The following is a 16,258-nucleotide window of genomic DNA, read 5'->3' as shown; positions in this document are numbered from 1 at the left end:
ACGAATCGAACGGGAGGATCGAAAAATAATCCGATGCAATGTACGCTATGGTACGATCGTCTGGTATGGCGGCGCCGAAAATACCTCCGTTTCATAATATTACCCCTGTTGCACAAGGCGGCAGGGGTATTTTGCAGAGGGCGGGATCATGATCCGAAGAGCGGCAACAACGGCTCCGTATAGTTTTATTGTTGGCGCGCCGCTTCGTTGTCCTTTTCGAGTTTTTCATCTTCCTCCCAGTCGAACCATTCGAAGTCGCGGCGGCCGCCGAGGGCGAAGCGCGTGTAGGTAATCGGCAGGCCCATGCCGAGGAAGCGTTGTTCGTAGGCCGTCTTCACGGAGAGCACCTCGTCGGCCAGCTCCGTGCCGTAGATGTCGGAGTTCGAGATTTCGCACGGCAGGCCGTAGCGGCGGATCGCTTCGTTGGTGTAGCCGTAAAGATGCTGCGAGTCGGTTTTCAGATGGATATGCCCGTCGGGCCGCAGCATGCGGGCATAGAGTTCCAGAAACCAGGGCGAGGTCAGCCGTTTCTTGGCCCGTCGGCTTTTGAGTTGCGGGTCGGGAAACGTGATCCAGATTTCGGAAACTTCGTTTTCGGCGAACAGCCCGGCCAGAAACTCTATGCGGGTGCGCAGGAATCCCACGTTGGTCATTGCGCGTTCGGTGGCGGTCTTCGCGCCGCGCCACATCCGCGCTCCCTTGATGTCGATGCCGATGTAGTTGCGCGAGGGGTCGCGTTCGGCCAGCGCCAAGGTGTATTCGCCCTTGCCGCAGCCCAGTTCAAGTACGATGGGCCGGTCGTTGCGGAAGAAGTCGCGGTTCCAATGCCCCTTGATGGGGTGGTCGCGGCGGAACACCTGGTCGAATTCGGGTTGCAGGAAGCAGGCGAAGCCGAGGTTCTCGCGGAATCGGCGGAGTTTGTCTTTTCCCATCTTATCGTTTCTTTATGTGCACGCCCACCGCTTCGATGCCTTCGACCGGGCGGACAGGGCCGACGACGAACCGGTAGTCGCCGCTGCGCGGCAGGATCGCCTGCTTGCGGTATTCGGCGACCGCCTGGCGGCGGAGCGCCGCGGGCTTGCGGGGCCGTGTCATCGTCATGCGGAGCCACTCCCGGCTGCGGAGCGAGTCGGGCGTGAATACGTCGATGCAGAGCGTGAGGGTGTCGTCGACGAATTGTTCGTCGTAGCGCAGAAACACTGCGATGTCGCAGGGCGACAGCGTATCGGTGTTCTCCACCACGATTTCGGCGGTGCCGGTCCATTCCGACGGATCGACGTCGACGACCGCCGCCCGATGCGGCGTGCCGCAGGCGCCGAACAACAGGGCGGTACCGAGAAGCGCTATGGTCGTTAGTTTCCGCATGGGATGGCTGTCGGAAGTATGAGGCGGCAATATCCGTTGTTGTCAGTGGGGGGGCTGCTGCCGGTGCGGTTGTTGCCGTCAGTTGTTGCCGCCCCGGTTCTCGTCGTTACTTCGGTTTTCTCTGTTACTTCGGTTTTCTCCGTTGCCGCGAGCCTCTCCATTGTTGCCCGGACGGCGGTTGCCGCGGTGGCGATGGCGGTCGTTGCGGCGCGCTTCGCCGTTGGGTTGCTGTTCGGCATGGCGGGGTGTCTCGTTGAGTCGGCTTTCCTGGCCGTTGCGTGCCGGCTGGTTGCCCTGGGCTTCCCGATTGCCGCGTTGGGAGCCGTTGTTATGGTTGCCGTGCAGCCGTTCCGGACGCCGCGAACGGTGTTCGGAGCGGTTTTGCGGGTGTTCGCCTGCTGCCGCATCGGCATGCGGCGCGGCGGATTTCGACGTCGGCTCCGGGGCGCTTTGTTGGCGGCTTTGCTGCCGCTCGCTGCGTTCGCCGCCCCGGTTGTTGCGGCCGCGCTTGCGGCGCTTGGTCTTGTCGAAGCGCGTGATGCTGTCTTCGTCTGACCCCGAGCGGTAGGTGGGTTCCTCGGGTGCCTCGGGCAGGTCGTCGGCATGCTGCAATCGGTCGACTTTCTTGCCGGCGCGGTTCAACTCCATGATCTCCTTGACCCGGGCGACGGGCAGCACGGTCAGGTTGGCCAGCGTCTCCTTCGACGAGGAGAAAGTCATCGTGCCGGCCAGCACATCGTTCTTGACGAAGAACCATTCGCCGTCGATGGTTTGCAGCGGCTCGCGCAGCCGCGGGAACTCCTTGCGGGCGTCGACATAGGTGTCGTACTCGTACATCATGCAGCACTTGAGCTTCGAGCATTGCCCGGCCAGCTTCTGCGGATTGAGCGATATTTCCTGCGCGCGGGCGGCCCCTGTGGTCACGCTCGTGAAGTTCGAAATCCACGACGTGCAACACAGCTCGCGGCCGCAGGCTCCGATGCCGCCGATGCGGCCCGCCTCCTGGCGCGCACCGATCTGCTTCATTTCGATGCGGATGCGGAAGCGCTCGGCGAAGACTTTGATGAGTTCGCGGAAGTCGACGCGTTCGTCAGCGATGTAGTAGAAGATCGCCTTGATCTTGTCGCCCTGATATTCGACGTCGCCGATCTTCATGTTGAGTCCCATTTCGGCGGCGATCTGGCGCGAGGCGATCATCGTTTCGTGCTCCAGGGCGATGGCTTCCTGCCAGCGTTCGATGTCGTAGGGCTGGGCCTTGCGGTAGATCTTTTTGTATTCGCCGTTGTAAGGCGTGAAGCCTGTGCGGCGTATCTGCCGGGCCACCATGTCGCCCGAGAGCGAGATGATGCCGATGTCGTGGCCGGGCGACGCCTCGACGGCCACGATGTCGCCCTCCTTGAGCGGGAGGTTGTTGACATTCTGGTAGAACGAGCGGCGCGTGTTCTTGAAGCGGACTTCGAAGATATCGGTCGGCACGTTGTCGGGATAGGGGGCCAGCCAGTCGGTTTCGTGCAGTTTGGTGCAGCCGCCGCAGGGGCGGGCTTCGACTTCGGCGCCCTCGTTGCAGAAGGAGCAGCCGCGGCCTATTTCGGAGCGGAACTTGCAAGTATGCTGTTTCTCGGATTCCATGCGACAATATTTTGCGTAAAGAATAAAACCGAAGCGGCACCGGGAGATTCGGAGGGGTGCCGCGAAGTTTATCTTCTACAAAGATATGCAAAAAAAGCGAAAGGCGAAAAAAGAGCGAGGCGAAATATAGTGCCGCCGGCCGGATTCGAGCCGTTGCAGGGTTTGCCGATGACGCATTTGCCGGCTTCAGGCCAGAGGCGCTTCGCCGGGCGTTTCTCCTTTCATTTTCCGGATGTTGCGCCGCAGTCGTGCGATCATCAGCAGCGCCGCCATCGAAAGACCGAACGAGAAGCCGAGGAACAGCCCCGACGGCCCCATGCCGAGGGTAAAGCCGAAGAGGTAGCCGACCGGCAGGTTGAGCAGCCAGTAGGAGACGAAAGCGATGGGCATGATGATCTTCACGTCTTGCAAGCCGCGCAGAATGCCTACGGAGACGTTCTGCAAGCCGTCCGAGAGTTGGTAGAGCGCGGCGAAGATCAGCAGGTCGGAAGTTATGGCGATTACCTCGGCATTGGAGGTAAAGAGCGTCGGAATCCAATGGCGAAGCGTGATGAAGACCAGGGCTGCGAAGGCGTTCCAGGCGAGCACCAGATGGTACGACGCCTTGGCCGCCAGCGACAGTTCGGCCGTGTTGCGGGAACCGTAGCAGTGCGATATGCGGATCGTGGTGGCGGCGCCGATCGACATCACGATCATGAAAGCGCAGTTGCCCAACGTGATGGCGATCTGGTTGGCGCTGATGGCCTGCGTGCCGAACCACCCCATCATCACGCTGGTGCCTACGAACGCCGACGATTCGAGGAACATTTGCAGCGCGATGGGCAGGCCCATGCGCAACAGCTGCCGCACCGTGGCCCACGAGTAGTTGCGGGGCGAGAATCCCTCCAGGTAGGCGCGGTATTTCGACCGGTTGATGAAGTAGCCGATCATCAGGATCGGTGCGATCGTGCGGGAGAGCAGTGTTCCCAGACCGGCACCCTCGGCGCCCATCTCGGGAAGTCCCCAGCGGCCGTAGATGAAGACCCAGTTGAAGCCGATGTTGGCGAGGTTGGCTATGATCGTCACAACCATTTCGACTCTCGTATTTCCCACGCCCTCAAGGAATTGTTTGAACGCGAAGAAAAGCATCATCAGCGGCATGCTGTAAATGAGCATCCGGTAGTAGGGCAGGGCCATGTCGACCACTTCGGCCGGCTGTCCGAGGTGGTAGAGCAGCGGTGCGGCGGCATATTGTATGGCTGCCATGCCCAGACCCAGGAGCGTGTAGAACAGGATGCCGTTTTGCAGCAGCGAGGCCGAACGTTTGCGGTCGCCCTGCACGAACAGCTCGCCCACCAGCGGCGTCATGCCCAGCGCCACGCCGATGGCCGTGATGCAGAGGATGAAGAAGACCGAACCGCCGAACGACACGGCGGCCAGCGGCAGCGGGTCGTCGCCGCCGTAGCGGCCTACCATCAGGTTGTCGGCCACCTGTGTGAGAATCTGCCCCAGCTGCGTGAGCACGACGGGCAGCGCCAACTTGAGGTTGGCCTTGTACTGATCCTTGTATTTGATGAAATTATAGAGCATACGGAGGGCAAAGGTAACGTATTATTCCTATTCGCACAAAAAAAGAGCGAATTCGAACCCGCAAAATGCGCAGACGTCCGAAATCGGGGGAAAGGTACCCGAAATAGGGGGCCGGAATCGCAGGTGCGGTGTTTGGAGCCGGAGGGATGGATGTCCGGAATCGCAGGTGCGGTGTTTGGAGTCGGAGGGATGGATGGATGTTCGGAATCGCAGGTGCGGTGTTTGGAGCCGGAGGGATGGATGTCCGGAATCGTAGGTGCGTGCTTCTCCCGTATGTAAAATGCAAAACCGCATCTGCTGCCATTTCGCAGCAGGTGCGGTTCTTTTCTTGAAAGGCGGGCGCGGAGACCCGATCATTCGACCGACCCGTTTATTCCGACATGGAGAGCAGACAGGTGTCTTGAGTGTTTCTACTTCCCGATCGGTCGGTCGTCCCGTCCGTTATTTTTTTCTCAGCAGTTTCTTCACTTCCGCGGCTACGGTCACACCGTTGTAGCCGAACTTTTCGTCGAGCACCTTGTAGGGAGCCGAGAATCCGAAGTGGTCGAGACCGTGGATCATGCCCGATTCGCCGACCAGTCCGAGCAGGTTTACCGGCAGACCCGAGGTCAGGCCGTAGCGCACGATGCCCGAGGGCAGGACGCTCTCTTGGTAGGACTTGGGCTGGTCGCGGAACAGGCCTTCGCTCGGCACGTTGACCACGCGTACAGCGATGCCCTCCTGTGCCAGCAACTCGGCGCCCTCGACCAGCGTGGCGACTTCCGAACCCGTGGCTACGAGTACGGCGGCCGGTTTGGCGGCGTCCATCACTACATAGCCGCCCTTGGAGACCTGCGCGGCTTCTTCGCGGCGGGCGCGTCCCAGCGTGGGCAGGTTCTTGATGTTCTGGCGCGAGAGGATCAGCGCCACGGGACGGTGTTCTTCGACGGCCGTTTTCCACGCCATCAGGGTCTCTTCGCCGTCGGCAGGGCGCAGCACGACCATCGAGCGTTCGCCGTGGTGGTTTTTCAGGTGCTCCATCAGACGGATCTGCGCCTCGTGTTCCACGGGCTGGTGCGTCGGCCCGTCTTCGCCCACGCGGAACGAGTCGTGCGTCCAGATATAGATCACGTGCAGGCGCATCAGCGCCGAGAGCCGCACGGCGGGTTTCATGTAGTCGGAGAAGACGAAGAACGTGCCGCAGGCCGGAATCACGCCGCCGTGCAGCGCCATGCCGTTCATTACGCAGGCCATCGTCAGCTCCGAGACTCCGGCCTGGAAGAACTTGCCCGAGAAATCGCCCTTGGCGAATGCTTTGGTCTTCTTGAGGAAGCCGTCGGTCTTGTCCGAGTTGGAGAGGTCGGCCGAAGCCACGATCATGTTCTCGATCTTCTCGGCATAGACGCCCAGCACGGTGGCCGAAGCGGCACGGGTGGCCACATCGGCTTTCATGTCTACGGCCTTGTAGTCGATCTTGGGCAGTTCGCCCGAGAGGAAGCGGTCGAGTTTGCGGGCCAGGTCTTTATGCTCCTGACGCCAGGTTTTCTCGACCTTGGCGCGTTCTTCGGCCCATGCCTTGAGTTCGGCGCGGCGGCATGCGAAGACCTCGCGGCTCTCCTCGAAGAATGCGAACGGATGTTCGGGGTCGCCGCCCAGATTCTTGATCGTGGCGTCCAGGTCGGCACCGGCGGCCGTCAGCGGCTGCCCGTGGGTCGACACCTGATCCTCGTAGCTCTTGCCGTCGGCCGTCGTGGCGCCCTTGCCCATGATGGTGCGGCCGATGATGATCGTCGGCCGTTCGGTCTCGGCGTTGGCCGCGGTAAGCGCCTGGCGAATCTGGTCGATGTCGTGGCCGTCGATCGAAAGCACGTTCCAGCCCCAGGCCTCGTATTTCTGGGCCACGTTTTCCGTGTCGACCTCCTCGACCTTGGTCGAGAGCTGGATGTTGTTCGAATCGTAGTACATGATGAAGTTCGAGAGACCCAGATGTCCTGCGATGCGGCCCACGCCCTGCGAAATCTCCTCCTCGATGCCGCCGTCGGAGATGTAGGCGTAGGTCTTGTGCTCCATCCATTCGCCGAAGCGCGCCGCCATGAACCGTTCGGCGATCGCGGCGCCCAACGCCATGGCGTGGCCCTGCCCCAGCGGGCCGGAGGTGTTTTCTACGCCGCGCATGATGTCTACTTCGGGGTGTCCGGGCGTGACGCTGTCCCATTGGCGCAGCGACTGCAACTCCTCGGCCGAATAGAGGCCGGCGAGCGCCAGCGTGGAGTAGAGCATCGGCGACATGTGGCCCGGGTCGAGGAAGAACCGGTCGCGATGGGGGTAGTCCATCTTGTCGGGATCGTAACGCAGGAACTCGGAGTAGAGCACCGCAACGAAATCGGCGCCGCCCATGGCGCCGCCCGGGTGTCCGGACTTCGCTTTTTCGACCATCGAGGCCGAGAGGATGCGGATATTGTCGGCAACGCGCGTCAGTTTGGAATTCGTAGACATATCGTGTGTAAAGTTAAGTTTCGGATGATCCGGATTTTCTTGCCGGGCTTCTCCCGACTGCGAAGCGATCGGGGCTTGGGACGCCGCCGAACGGGTTCGAACCTTGCCGGGAGCCTTTATTTATGCAAAGATAAGAAAATCTTCGATTATCCGACTTGTTTGAAGGAACAAATATTCGTTCGCTCGAATTTTTCTGCCGCATAAGGTTCCGTGACGACGAATTTGCGCGTGTCGCCCGAGGGCAGGTCGAACATGGCGTCCATCATCACTGCTTCGCAGATCGACCGCAGGCCGCGGGCGCCCAGCTTGAACTCCACGGCCTTGCCGACGATGTAGTCCAGGGCTGCGTCGTCGAAAGCCAGCTTCACGCCGTCCAGCTCGAACAGCCGTTCGTATTGCCGGACGATGGCGTTCTTCGGCTCGGTAAGGATGCGGCGCAGGGCTTCGCGGCCCAGCGGCTGCATGTAGGTAAGCACCGGCAGGCGCCCCACCAGTTCGGGAATCAGCCCGAACGATTTGAGGTCTTGCGGAGCGATGTATTTCATCAGGTCGTTGCGGTCGATCCTGGCCCCTTCGGCCCGGCCGTAGCCCACAGCGCGGGTGTTGAGCCGCTGGGCGATCTTGCGTTCGATGCCGTCGAACGCGCCGCCGCAGATGAAGAGGATGTTGCGCGTGTCGACCTGGATGAACTTCTGGTCGGGGTGCTTGCGCCCGCCCTGGGGCGGCACGTTCACTATGGTGCCTTCCAACAACTTGAGCAGCGCCTGCTGTACGCCCTCGCCCGAGACGTCGCGGGTAATGGAGGGGTTGTCGCCCTTGCGGGCGATCTTGTCGATCTCGTCGATGAAGACGATGCCGCGCTCGGCCAGTTCGACATTGTAGTCGGCCACCTGCAAAAGCCGCGAGAGGATGCTCTCGACATCCTCGCCCACGTAGCCGGCCTCGGTAAGCACCGTGGCGTCGACGATCGTGAAGGGTACTTTCAGCAGACGGGCGATCGTGCGGGCCATGAGCGTTTTGCCCGTGCCCGTGGGGCCGACGAGCACGATGTTCGACTTGTCGATTTCGACGTCGCTCTCTTTGGAGGTGTGGAGCAGTCGTTTATAGTGGTTGTAGACCGCCACGGACAGGTAGCGTTTGGCGGCGTCCTGACCGATGACATATTGATCGAGGAAATCCTTGATCTGCGCGGGTTTCAGCAGGTCGTCCTTGCTCAGCGATGCGTCGGCGGCGCGTCTGCTGGCCAGTGCGGCGTTTTCCAGCAGCATCGTGTGTCCCCGTTCGATACATTCGTTGCAGATGTTGGCGCCGTTCATGCCCTGGAACATCAGTTCCACGTCGTCGCGGCGGGCGCCGCAAAAGGAGCAGCAGTCGTTCGGGTCGTTGCCGTTGCGGCGGTTGTTGTTGCGGTTCTGCGTCATTGTTTCTCGCGTTTGGTAAGCACTTCGTCGATCAGGCCGTAGTCGCGGGCTTCGCAGGCCGAGAGCCAGTAGTCGCGGTCGGCGTCCCGCTCGATCTTCTTGACCGTCACGCCTGAATGGGCGGCCAGGATTTCGTAGAGTTCGCGTTTGGTCTTCATGATCTCGCGGGCCGTGATTTCGATGTCGGAAGCCTGTCCTTGGGCGCCGCCCAGCGGCTGGTGGATCATTACCCGCGAGTGAGGCAGGGCCGAGCGTTTTCCCGATGCGCCGGCGGTCAGCAGCACGGCGCCCATCGAGGCGGCCAGTCCCGTGCAGATGGTCGCCACGTCGGGGGCCACGAGCTGCATGGTGTCGTAGATGCCCAGGCCGGCCGAAACCGATCCGCCGGGCGAATTGATGTAGATCTGAATGTCTTTTTCGGGGTCGACCGACTCCAGAAAGAGCAGCTGCGCCTGGATGATGTTGGCTGCGTCGTCGTAGATGGGCGCGCCCAAGAAGATGATGCGGTCCATCATCAGGCGCGAGAAGACATCCATCGTGGCCACGTTCAACTGGCGCTCCTCGATGATCGTGGGCGACACGTAGGAGGCGCTGACGGACTGGAAGTCGTGGAGTTTCAGCGAGCTGATCCCGCATTTCCCGCGGGCGTATTTTTCGAATTCGGACATAATTTGTATGAATGCACAAAATTTATAATCGTCCCGCAGGCGCTGCTGCCTGCGTCTCCGTGCCGGCCCGGGATCTGCGCTCCGGAGCCTTCCCGTCGGCCTTTCATAAAAAGGACTTTGCAAACATCACGCCTGCAAAGTCCCAAAGGTACGGATTTTCCGCCGAAAACTAAAGCTCCTTGGCCAATTTGGCGAAATCGTCGGCAGAAACGGCCTTTTCCGTCACTTTGATCTTCTGCTTGACGGCTTCCACGACCTTCACTTCGTAGAGCTTCTCGTAGATTTTCTGTCCCTGATCCTTGTCGGCGAGAATCTTCTCGGCGTAGCCGGCCAGCATGTCGTCGGGTGCCGAGGGCATGCCGTACTGGGCGAATTGTGCGGCGGCCAGCGCCTTGGCTTCGGCCGTGGCCTCGTCCTTCGATACGGAGATGTTCTCCGTCTGTACGAAATGCTTCTGGAGGTAGTTCCAGGTAAACATCTTCAGGAACTGGTCGAAATCCTTTTCGATCTCCTCCATCGAGAACTTGCCCTCGTTGATGGTGTAGAGCCAGCGTTTGAGGAACGCCTCGGGCATCTTCAGCGCGGCTTTCTTGACGAGGTAGTCGCGCAGCTGGAGCGTGAAGAGGTAGTCGCTCTCGCGGGCCAGCTCCTTGCCGATCTCCTCGTCGACGAACTTGTCCAGCTCGGCTTCCGAGGTCACGTTGCCTCCGGGGAACGCCATCTTGAAGAACTCTTCGTTCAACTCGGGTTCGGCGAACTTGCGGATTTTGGTAATTTCGAGCGAGAATTCGGGTTTGATGCCCTCCAATTCGTTCTGCTTGACCTGGAGCACCGCGGCGCGCTGCGAGGGGTTCTTGTAGAGGTCGTTGATGTCGACCTGCATCTTGTCGCCCACCTTCTTGCCGATGAACGGCTTGCGCTCCTCCTCCGACATGGAGATCAGCCCTACGTAGGCATCGGCGACGTTCATCTCGCCGTTGTCCAGCGTCACGCCCAGCGCCTCGTCGGCGGTAACCTTCTCCGTGTCGACCAGGCGGCCGAAGCGGCGCAGGAAGTTCGAGCGGTAGTCGTCGTGCATCTTCTTGTCGACCTTGATGCGGTGGTAGGTCATCTTGTCTTTCTCCGAGAGGTCGAGCGCGATGGCGGGCGCCTCGCCGATTTCGAACACGAATTCGAACTCCTTGCCGTTCTCGAAGTCGAAGTCGCCCTGCTCCTCCGAAGGGATCACATCGCCTAAGTAGTCGATCTTCTCTTTCTGGAGGTAGTCGAAGGCGGCGTTCGACGCCAGCCGGTACGACTGCTCGGCCAGCACGCCCTTGCCGTACATCTTCTTGACGATGCCCATGGGCACCATGCCGGGGCGGAAGCCGGGGATGTTGGCCTTGCGGCGGTAGTCGCGCAGCGCCTTTTCGACCTCCTGGGCGTAGTCGTTCTCTTCGATCGTCACGCGCAGCAGGGAGTTGTTCTCCTCGCGTTGTTCTCTTACGATTTTCATAATGAATGGGTTCTATTTATTTTCTCTCTCGTTCGAATTGCGGAATCGGACGACAAAGGTACGAATATTCGGATTAAAAATGCAACATTCAAAATGAAAAATTGCGCAATTATTCGTACCTTTGTACAATATTTATAGATATGTTCGTGAAGACAAGAATGATATTGATGCTTTCGGTCGCGTGGCTGGTCGCCTGCGGCGGACGTTCTGCCGGCAGCGCCGCTTCGGACGGCGGTGCGGGCGATGGCGCAGCGCAGCAGGCTGCGGCCGTGGAGCCGGTGGAATATACCTATCGCGTCAAGGCGGCGTACGACCATCCCCGCGATGCCTATACGCAGGGTTTGCAGTATGCCGACGGCACGTTGTGGGAAGGCACCGGGCAGTACGGCCAGTCGGTCGTGCGGAAGACCGACCTGACGACCGGACGGAGCGAGACGGTCGTGCGGCTGCCGCGTTCGGAGTTCGGCGAGGGCATCGCGCTGCTCGACGGCAAGCTCTACCAGCTGACGTGGCTGTCGAACACGTGTCACGTGTACGACGTGAAGCACAAGATGAAAAAAATCAAAGACTTCCGCTATCCTGGCGAGGGTTGGGGGCTGACTACCGACGGGCAGAAGCTCTACATGTCCGACGGCACGGCGAAGATTTTTACGGTCGATCCGGCTACTTTCCGGCGCGAGAAACGCGTGACGGTAACTTACCAGGGCGAGCCGGTCAACTACCTCAACGAACTGGAGTGGATCGAGGGCAAGATATGGGCCAACGTCTACACTACGCAGCAGATCGTCATCATCGACCCCGCTGCGGGGATCGTCGAGGGGGTGGTCGACCTCACGGGCATCCTGCCCGCCAGGGAGGTGCGGCCGACGACCGACGTGCTCAACGGCATAGCCTACGATGCGGAGGGGAAGCGCATTTTCGTGACGGGCAAGAACTGGAGCAAGCTCTTCGAAATCGAAATCATCCGCAAATAAGATGGCAGCGACGCTCGAAGAACAGCTCGAAAGCCGCATCCTGCTTCTGGACGGCGGATTCGGCACCATGGTGCAGCAATACGGACTGACCGAAGAAGACTATCGCGGCGAGCGGTTTCGCGATTGGTCCGTCCGGCTGCACGGATGCAACGACCTGCTCGTGCTGACGCAGCCCGAAGCTGTGCGGGAGGTTCACGAAAAGTATCTCGCGGCCGGCGCCGATATCGTGACGACCGACTCGTTCAACGCCAACGCCGTTTCGCTTAAGGACTACGGGTTGGAGGGATATGCCCGCGAAATTTCGCACGAGGCGGCTCGGCTGGCCCGCTGTGCGGCCGACGCATTCACGGCGCGCAATCCGCAGAAACCTCGTTTCGTGGGCGGTTCGATGGGGCCGTCGAACCACGCGTTGTCGCTCTCCTCGAAAGTCGACGATCCGGCAGCCCGCGACCTCGCTTTCGCCGAACTCGAACAAGCCTACTACGACCAGGCCTGCGGTCTGACCGATGGCGGCGCCGACCTGCTGATGCTCGAAACTTTCTTCGACACGCTCAACGCCAAGGCGGCGATCCATGCCATCCTGCGTCTGTTCGATGAGCGGGGCTGCCGGCTGCCCGTCATGGTCTCGGGAACCCTTACTCCTTCGGGCCGTACGCTTTCGGGGCAGACGGTGGAAGCGTTCTATGCTTCGGTGGCTCATGCCGATCCGATAGCCGTGAGCCTCAACTGCTCGTTCGGCGCCCGGCAGCTGCTGCCTTATCTGGAACGGCTGACCGCCGTGGCCGAATGCCGCGTGGCGGTCTATCCCAACGCCGGGCTGCCCAACGCCATGGGCGGTTACGATGAGACGCCGGCCATGTTCGCCGAGGATGCGGGCGAGTACATGCGGCGCGGGTTGGTCAACATCGTCGGCGGGTGCTGCGGCACGACGCCCGAGCATATTTTCGAGTTGCAGAAGATCGTGGGCGCCTATGCTCCGCGGCCGCGGCCGAAACCCCGGCGCGAAACTGTGTTGAGCGGCCTGGAGCCTTTGCGCATCGTGCCCGACGCCAATTTCATCAACGTGGGCGAGCGCACCAACGTGGCCGGTTCGGCCAAGTTCGCGCGGCTCGTCCGCGAGGGCGATTACGAGGAGGCCCTCTCCGTGGCGCGCGCCCAGGTCGAGGCCGGGGCGCAGATCGTCGACGTCTGCATGGACGACGGGCTGATCGACGGCCCCGCGGCCATGCGGACGTTCCTCAATCTGCTGGCTTCCGAGCCGGAGATCGCCCGGGTGCCCGTGATGATCGACTCGTCGAACTGGGAGACGCTCGTCGCCGGCCTGGAGTGCGTGCAGGGCAAGGCTGTGGTCAATTCCGTCTCGCTCAAGGAGGGCGCGGAGGCGTTTTTGCGCCGGGCACGGGAGATCCGCCGTTACGGGGCCGCCGCCGTGGTCATGCTCTTCGACGAGCGGGGCCAGGCCGATACGTTCGAGCGCAAGATCGAAGTGGCCCGCCGGGCCTACGATTTGCTCACGGCCGACGGCTTCCCGGCCGAAGATATCGTTTTCGATCCCAACATCTTGGCTGTCGCCACCGGCATTCCCGAGCACGACGCCTATGCCAAGGCTTTCATCGACGCTACGCGCTGGATCAAGGAGCACTTGCCCCATGTCAAGGTTTCGGGCGGGGTGTCGAACCTCTCGTTCGCCTTTCGCGGCAATCAGGCCGTGCGCGAGGCGATGCACTCGGCGTTTCTCTACCACGCGATCGGCGCAGGCATGGACATGGGCATCGTCAACCCGCAGATGTTGCGGGTGTACGACGAGATAGAACCCGAACTTTTGGAGCGTGTCGAGGATGTCGTCCTCTGCCGCCGGGCCGATGCCGCCGAGCGGTTGGCCGACTATGCGCAGCAGGTGCAGCAGGTGCGGCAGAGCGCCGACGCGCAGCCGCAGGCCGCCGATGCCTGGCGCAGCGGCACGCTCCGCGAGCGCATCGACCATGCCATGCTCAAGGGCGTGGCCGATTTCATCGAGCAGGACGCTCTGGAGGCTTGCCGTGCGGCGGGCAGCCCCATGCAGGTGATCGATACGTTGTTGATGCCCGCTATGGAGCGTGTCGGGACGTTGTTCGGCGAGGGCAAGATGTTCTTGCCGCAGGTCGTCAAGACGGCCCGTGTGATGAAGCGTGCTGTGGCGGCGCTGATTCCCTACATCGGGCAGGCCGGCGGCGCGGTGCAGAGCAGCGGCAAGGTGTTGATCGCCACGGTCAAGGGCGACGTGCACGACATCGGCAAGAACATCGTCTCTGTGGTCATGGCTTGTAACGGTTACGCCATCCGCGATCTGGGCGTGATGGTCGAGCCGCAGCGCATCATCGACGAGGCGGTGGCCTGGGGTGCCGACTGCATTTGCCTGAGCGGGTTGATTACCCCGTCGCTCGATGAGATGATCCGCGTGTGCGAGGAGGCGGAGCGCCGCGGCGTGCGCATTCCCGTCATCATCGGCGGCGCCACCACATCGGACATGCACACGGCCGTGAAGATCGCGCCGGTCTATTCCGGTACGGTCGTCCATTCGCCCGACGCCAGCCGCAATACACAGATACTCGCCGCTTTGCTGGGCGCCGGCCGCGATGCTTTCGAAGAGCGCGTCCGCAGCGAACAGGAGGCTTTGCGCGAGCAGTTCCGCCGTGCCGGGAAGTCCCGCATGCTGGTGCCTTTGTCCGAGGCCCGCAAGAGCCGTTCTGCCGCGCCGCACGCTCCTGCCGTGCCGCTCCACCCGGGGAGGATGGTTTTTCCCGACTTCGACGTCGCCGACGTGGAGCCTTATATCGATTGGAACTTCTTTTTCCCGGCTTGGGAGATTCCGGGGCGTTATCCCGAGATTCTCGACCACCCGCAGAAAGGCGAGCAGGCGCGCAAGCTCTTCGCCGATGCGCAGGCTTTGTTGGCCCGTATCCGCGACGAGCGGCTGTTGACGCTCCAGGGCGTGGTCGGGCTTTTCCCCGCCCGGTCGGAGGGCGACGACATCGTGCTGACCGACTCCAAAGGGCGCGATTGCCGGCTGGCGATGTTGCGCAACCAGACGCGCGGCGCCGAAAACCGCTCGCTGGCCGATTATGTGGCCCCCACGGGCGATTGGGTCGGCTGCTTCGCTGTGACGGCCGGCATCGGATTGCAGGAGCTGGCGGCCCGGTTCCGCGAGGCGGGCGACGACTATTCGGCCATCATGGCCAAGCTCTTGGCCGACCGGCTGACCGAGGCGTTCGCCGAGACGGTGCACCTCTTCGTGCGGCGGCAAATGTGGGGCTACGAGCAGGGCGGCATGCCGGCTCCCGAACAAATCATCCGCGGCGACTACCGCGGCCGCCGCATGGCGTTCGGCTATCCTGCCACGCCCGATCATACGCTCAAACGCGAAGTCTTCGACTTGTTGGCCGCGGAGGTTACCACCGGCATGCGCCTGACCGAAAACTGGATGATCGATCCCGGCGAGGCGCTTTGCGGGCTGTTCCTCTCCGACGCGGATTATTTCTCCGTGGGGACGATCGACGAGGAGCAGTTGCTCGACTACGCCCGGCGCCGGGGGCTGGAACCCGAGACCGTGCGCCGAATCATACCCAACAACCTATGAACGCCACCGACATCATCCACAGCGCCCTGGCCCAGAAGAAGACCCGCTTCGCTTTCGAGCTGCTTCCGCCGCTCAAGGGCGACGGCATGGGCGGGATTTTTGCAGCGATCGATCCGTTGATGGAGTTCGACCCGGCCTATGTCAACGTCACGTTCCATCGCGAGGGGATCAAGCGGACGCTGCGCGCCGACGGTTCGCCGGAGTGGCACGTGGTGCGCCGGCGGCCCGGCACGGTGGGCATCTCGGCAGCCATCCGCATGAAATACGGCGTCGAGACCGTGCCGCATCTGATCTGCGGCGGGCTTTCGCGCTACGACATCGAGGATGCGTTGATCGACATGGATTTTCTGGGATTGCACAGCGTGCTGGCTCTGCGGGGCGACAAGTCGCAGAGCGAGGAGCGTTTCACGCCCCATCCCCAGGGCCATGCCTATGCGGCCGGTTTGGTGCGGCAGATCGCGGCGATGAACCGCGGCCAATTCGTCGACGGCGAGGTCGAGGAGTGCCACCATTCGAAATTCTCGGTCGGCGTGGCCGGCTATCCCGAGACCCACGGCGATGCCGCTTCGGCCGACGCCGATCTGCAATATCTCAAGGAGAAGATCGACGCCGGGGCCGATTACATCGTCACGCAGTTGTTCTACGACAATGCGTGTTTCTTCGACTTCGTGGCCCGCTGCCGCAAGATCGGGATCGGGGTACCCATCATTCCGGGCATCAAGCCGTTGTCGACGGTGCGGCATCTGACCTTGCTGCCCGAGACGTTCGGCTGCCGGATTCCCGAGGAGCTGCGGCGCGAGGTGCTGGCCCACCAGGACGACAAGGCCGCGGTGCGCCGCATCGGCACCGAATGGGCCATCGCCCAGAGCCGCGAGCTGAAAGCCGCGGGCGTACCGGTGCTGCACTATTATCCGATGGGTAAGGCCGAGAACATTATCGAGATTGCGAAAACCGTGTTTTGACGACATATCCGGCATGCCGGGCCGTGAGGGCTGCGGGACTTTCCGCACTGGCTTCCGAGCGTATCCCGCAGGCTGCGACCGATT

11 protein-coding genes are annotated in these 16,258 nt (G+C 61.8%); 3 read left to right on the top strand and 8 right to left on the bottom strand.

Annotation, left to right across the window (positions count from 1 at the left end; all coding sequences use genetic code 11):
* Positions 1-185 precede the first annotated feature (185 nt).
* The 8 genes from trmB to QZ298_RS07960 form a co-directional block, all read right to left on the bottom strand.
* Positions 186-932, bottom strand: coding sequence for a tRNA (guanosine(46)-N7)-methyltransferase TrmB (gene trmB / locus QZ298_RS07995; protein ID WP_296007776.1), 747 nt, complete (start codon positions 930-932; stop codon positions 186-188).
* 1 nt (position 933) lies between these two features.
* On the bottom strand, positions 934-1,365 hold the full coding sequence (locus QZ298_RS07990; protein ID WP_296007774.1) for a hypothetical protein: 432 nt from the start codon (positions 1,363-1,365) through the stop codon (positions 934-936).
* 78 nt (positions 1,366-1,443) lie between these two features.
* The gene (gene ricT / locus QZ298_RS07985) at positions 1,444-2,994 is read right to left on the bottom strand and encodes a regulatory iron-sulfur-containing complex subunit RicT (protein ID WP_296007772.1); all 1,551 of its coding nucleotides are present in this window, start codon (positions 2,992-2,994) and stop codon (positions 1,444-1,446) included.
* Between the two features lie 186 nt (positions 2,995-3,180).
* Positions 3,181-4,563: an MATE family efflux transporter gene (locus tag QZ298_RS07980; RefSeq protein ID WP_296007770.1), complete on the bottom strand. Its 1,383-nt coding sequence runs from the start codon at positions 4,561-4,563 to the stop codon at positions 3,181-3,183.
* A gap of 441 nt (positions 4,564-5,004) precedes the next feature.
* The gene (locus tag QZ298_RS07975) at positions 5,005-7,038 is read right to left on the bottom strand and encodes a transketolase (RefSeq protein WP_296007768.1); all 2,034 of its coding nucleotides are present in this window, start codon (positions 7,036-7,038) and stop codon (positions 5,005-5,007) included.
* Between the two features lie 146 nt (positions 7,039-7,184).
* Positions 7,185-8,459 (bottom strand): ATP-dependent Clp protease ATP-binding subunit ClpX, encoded by a 1,275-nt coding sequence (clpX, locus tag QZ298_RS07970; protein ID WP_296007766.1) that lies wholly within the window; start codon positions 8,457-8,459, stop codon positions 7,185-7,187.
* A complete protein-coding gene (clpP, locus tag QZ298_RS07965; RefSeq protein ID WP_296007763.1) occupies positions 8,456-9,127 on the bottom strand; it encodes an ATP-dependent Clp endopeptidase proteolytic subunit ClpP in 672 nt (223 codons plus the stop codon). Before clpP ends, clpX begins: the two co-directional genes overlap by 4 nt.
* A 169-nt stretch (positions 9,128-9,296) precedes the next feature.
* Positions 9,297-10,622 (bottom strand): trigger factor, encoded by a 1,326-nt coding sequence (locus QZ298_RS07960; protein ID WP_296007760.1) that lies wholly within the window; start codon positions 10,620-10,622, stop codon positions 9,297-9,299.
* 146 nt (positions 10,623-10,768) lie between these two features.
* Between QZ298_RS07960 and QZ298_RS07955 the strand changes: the two genes are divergently transcribed.
* Genes QZ298_RS07955 through QZ298_RS07945 form a run of 3 tightly spaced genes read left to right on the top strand, consistent with a single transcriptional unit; the run spans position 10,769 to position 16,174 of the window.
* Positions 10,769-11,596, top strand: a complete 828-nt coding sequence (locus QZ298_RS07955) for a glutaminyl-peptide cyclotransferase (protein WP_296007976.1) — start codon at positions 10,769-10,771, stop codon at positions 11,594-11,596.
* Between the two features lies 1 nt (position 11,597).
* The gene (gene metH / locus QZ298_RS07950; RefSeq protein ID WP_296007758.1) at positions 11,598-15,212 is read left to right on the top strand and encodes a methionine synthase; all 3,615 of its coding nucleotides are present in this window, start codon (positions 11,598-11,600) and stop codon (positions 15,210-15,212) included.
* Entirely contained in the window at positions 15,209-16,174 is a 966-nt protein-coding gene (locus tag QZ298_RS07945) for a methylenetetrahydrofolate reductase (RefSeq protein WP_296007754.1), read from the top strand. The genes metH and QZ298_RS07945 overlap by 4 nt, the downstream gene beginning before the upstream one ends.
* The last annotated feature ends 84 nt before the right edge of the window (positions 16,175-16,258 follow it).

Source organism: uncultured Alistipes sp. (genome assembly GCF_910580175.1).
GTDB lineage: Bacteria > Bacteroidota > Bacteroidia > Bacteroidales > Rikenellaceae > Alistipes.
This window is presented reverse-complemented; position numbering and strand designations above follow the sequence as displayed.

Excerpts from the sequence above, each read along its gene's own strand:
- trmB (WP_296007776.1), bottom strand. The coding sequence starts at position 932 with ATGGGAAAAGACAAACTCCGCCGATTCCGCGAGAACCTCGGCTTCGCC.
- QZ298_RS07990 (WP_296007774.1), bottom strand. The coding sequence starts at position 1,365 with ATGCGGAAACTAACGACCATAGCGCTTCTCGGTACCGCCCTGTTGTTC.
- ricT (WP_296007772.1), bottom strand. The coding sequence starts at position 2,994 with ATGGAATCCGAGAAACAGCATACTTGCAAGTTCCGCTCCGAAATAGGC.
- QZ298_RS07980 (WP_296007770.1), bottom strand. The coding sequence starts at position 4,563 with ATGCTCTATAATTTCATCAAATACAAGGATCAGTACAAGGCCAACCTC.
- QZ298_RS07975 (WP_296007768.1), bottom strand. The coding sequence starts at position 7,038 with ATGTCTACGAATTCCAAACTGACGCGCGTTGCCGACAATATCCGCATC.
- clpX (WP_296007766.1), bottom strand. The coding sequence starts at position 8,459 with ATGACGCAGAACCGCAACAACAACCGCCGCAACGGCAACGACCCGAAC.
- clpP (WP_296007763.1), bottom strand. The coding sequence starts at position 9,127 with ATGTCCGAATTCGAAAAATACGCCCGCGGGAAATGCGGGATCAGCTCG.
- QZ298_RS07960 (WP_296007760.1), bottom strand. The coding sequence starts at position 10,622 with ATGAAAATCGTAAGAGAACAACGCGAGGAGAACAACTCCCTGCTGCGC.
- metH (WP_296007758.1), top strand. The coding sequence starts at position 11,598 with ATGGCAGCGACGCTCGAAGAACAGCTCGAAAGCCGCATCCTGCTTCTG.
- QZ298_RS07945 (WP_296007754.1), top strand. The coding sequence starts at position 15,209 with ATGAACGCCACCGACATCATCCACAGCGCCCTGGCCCAGAAGAAGACC.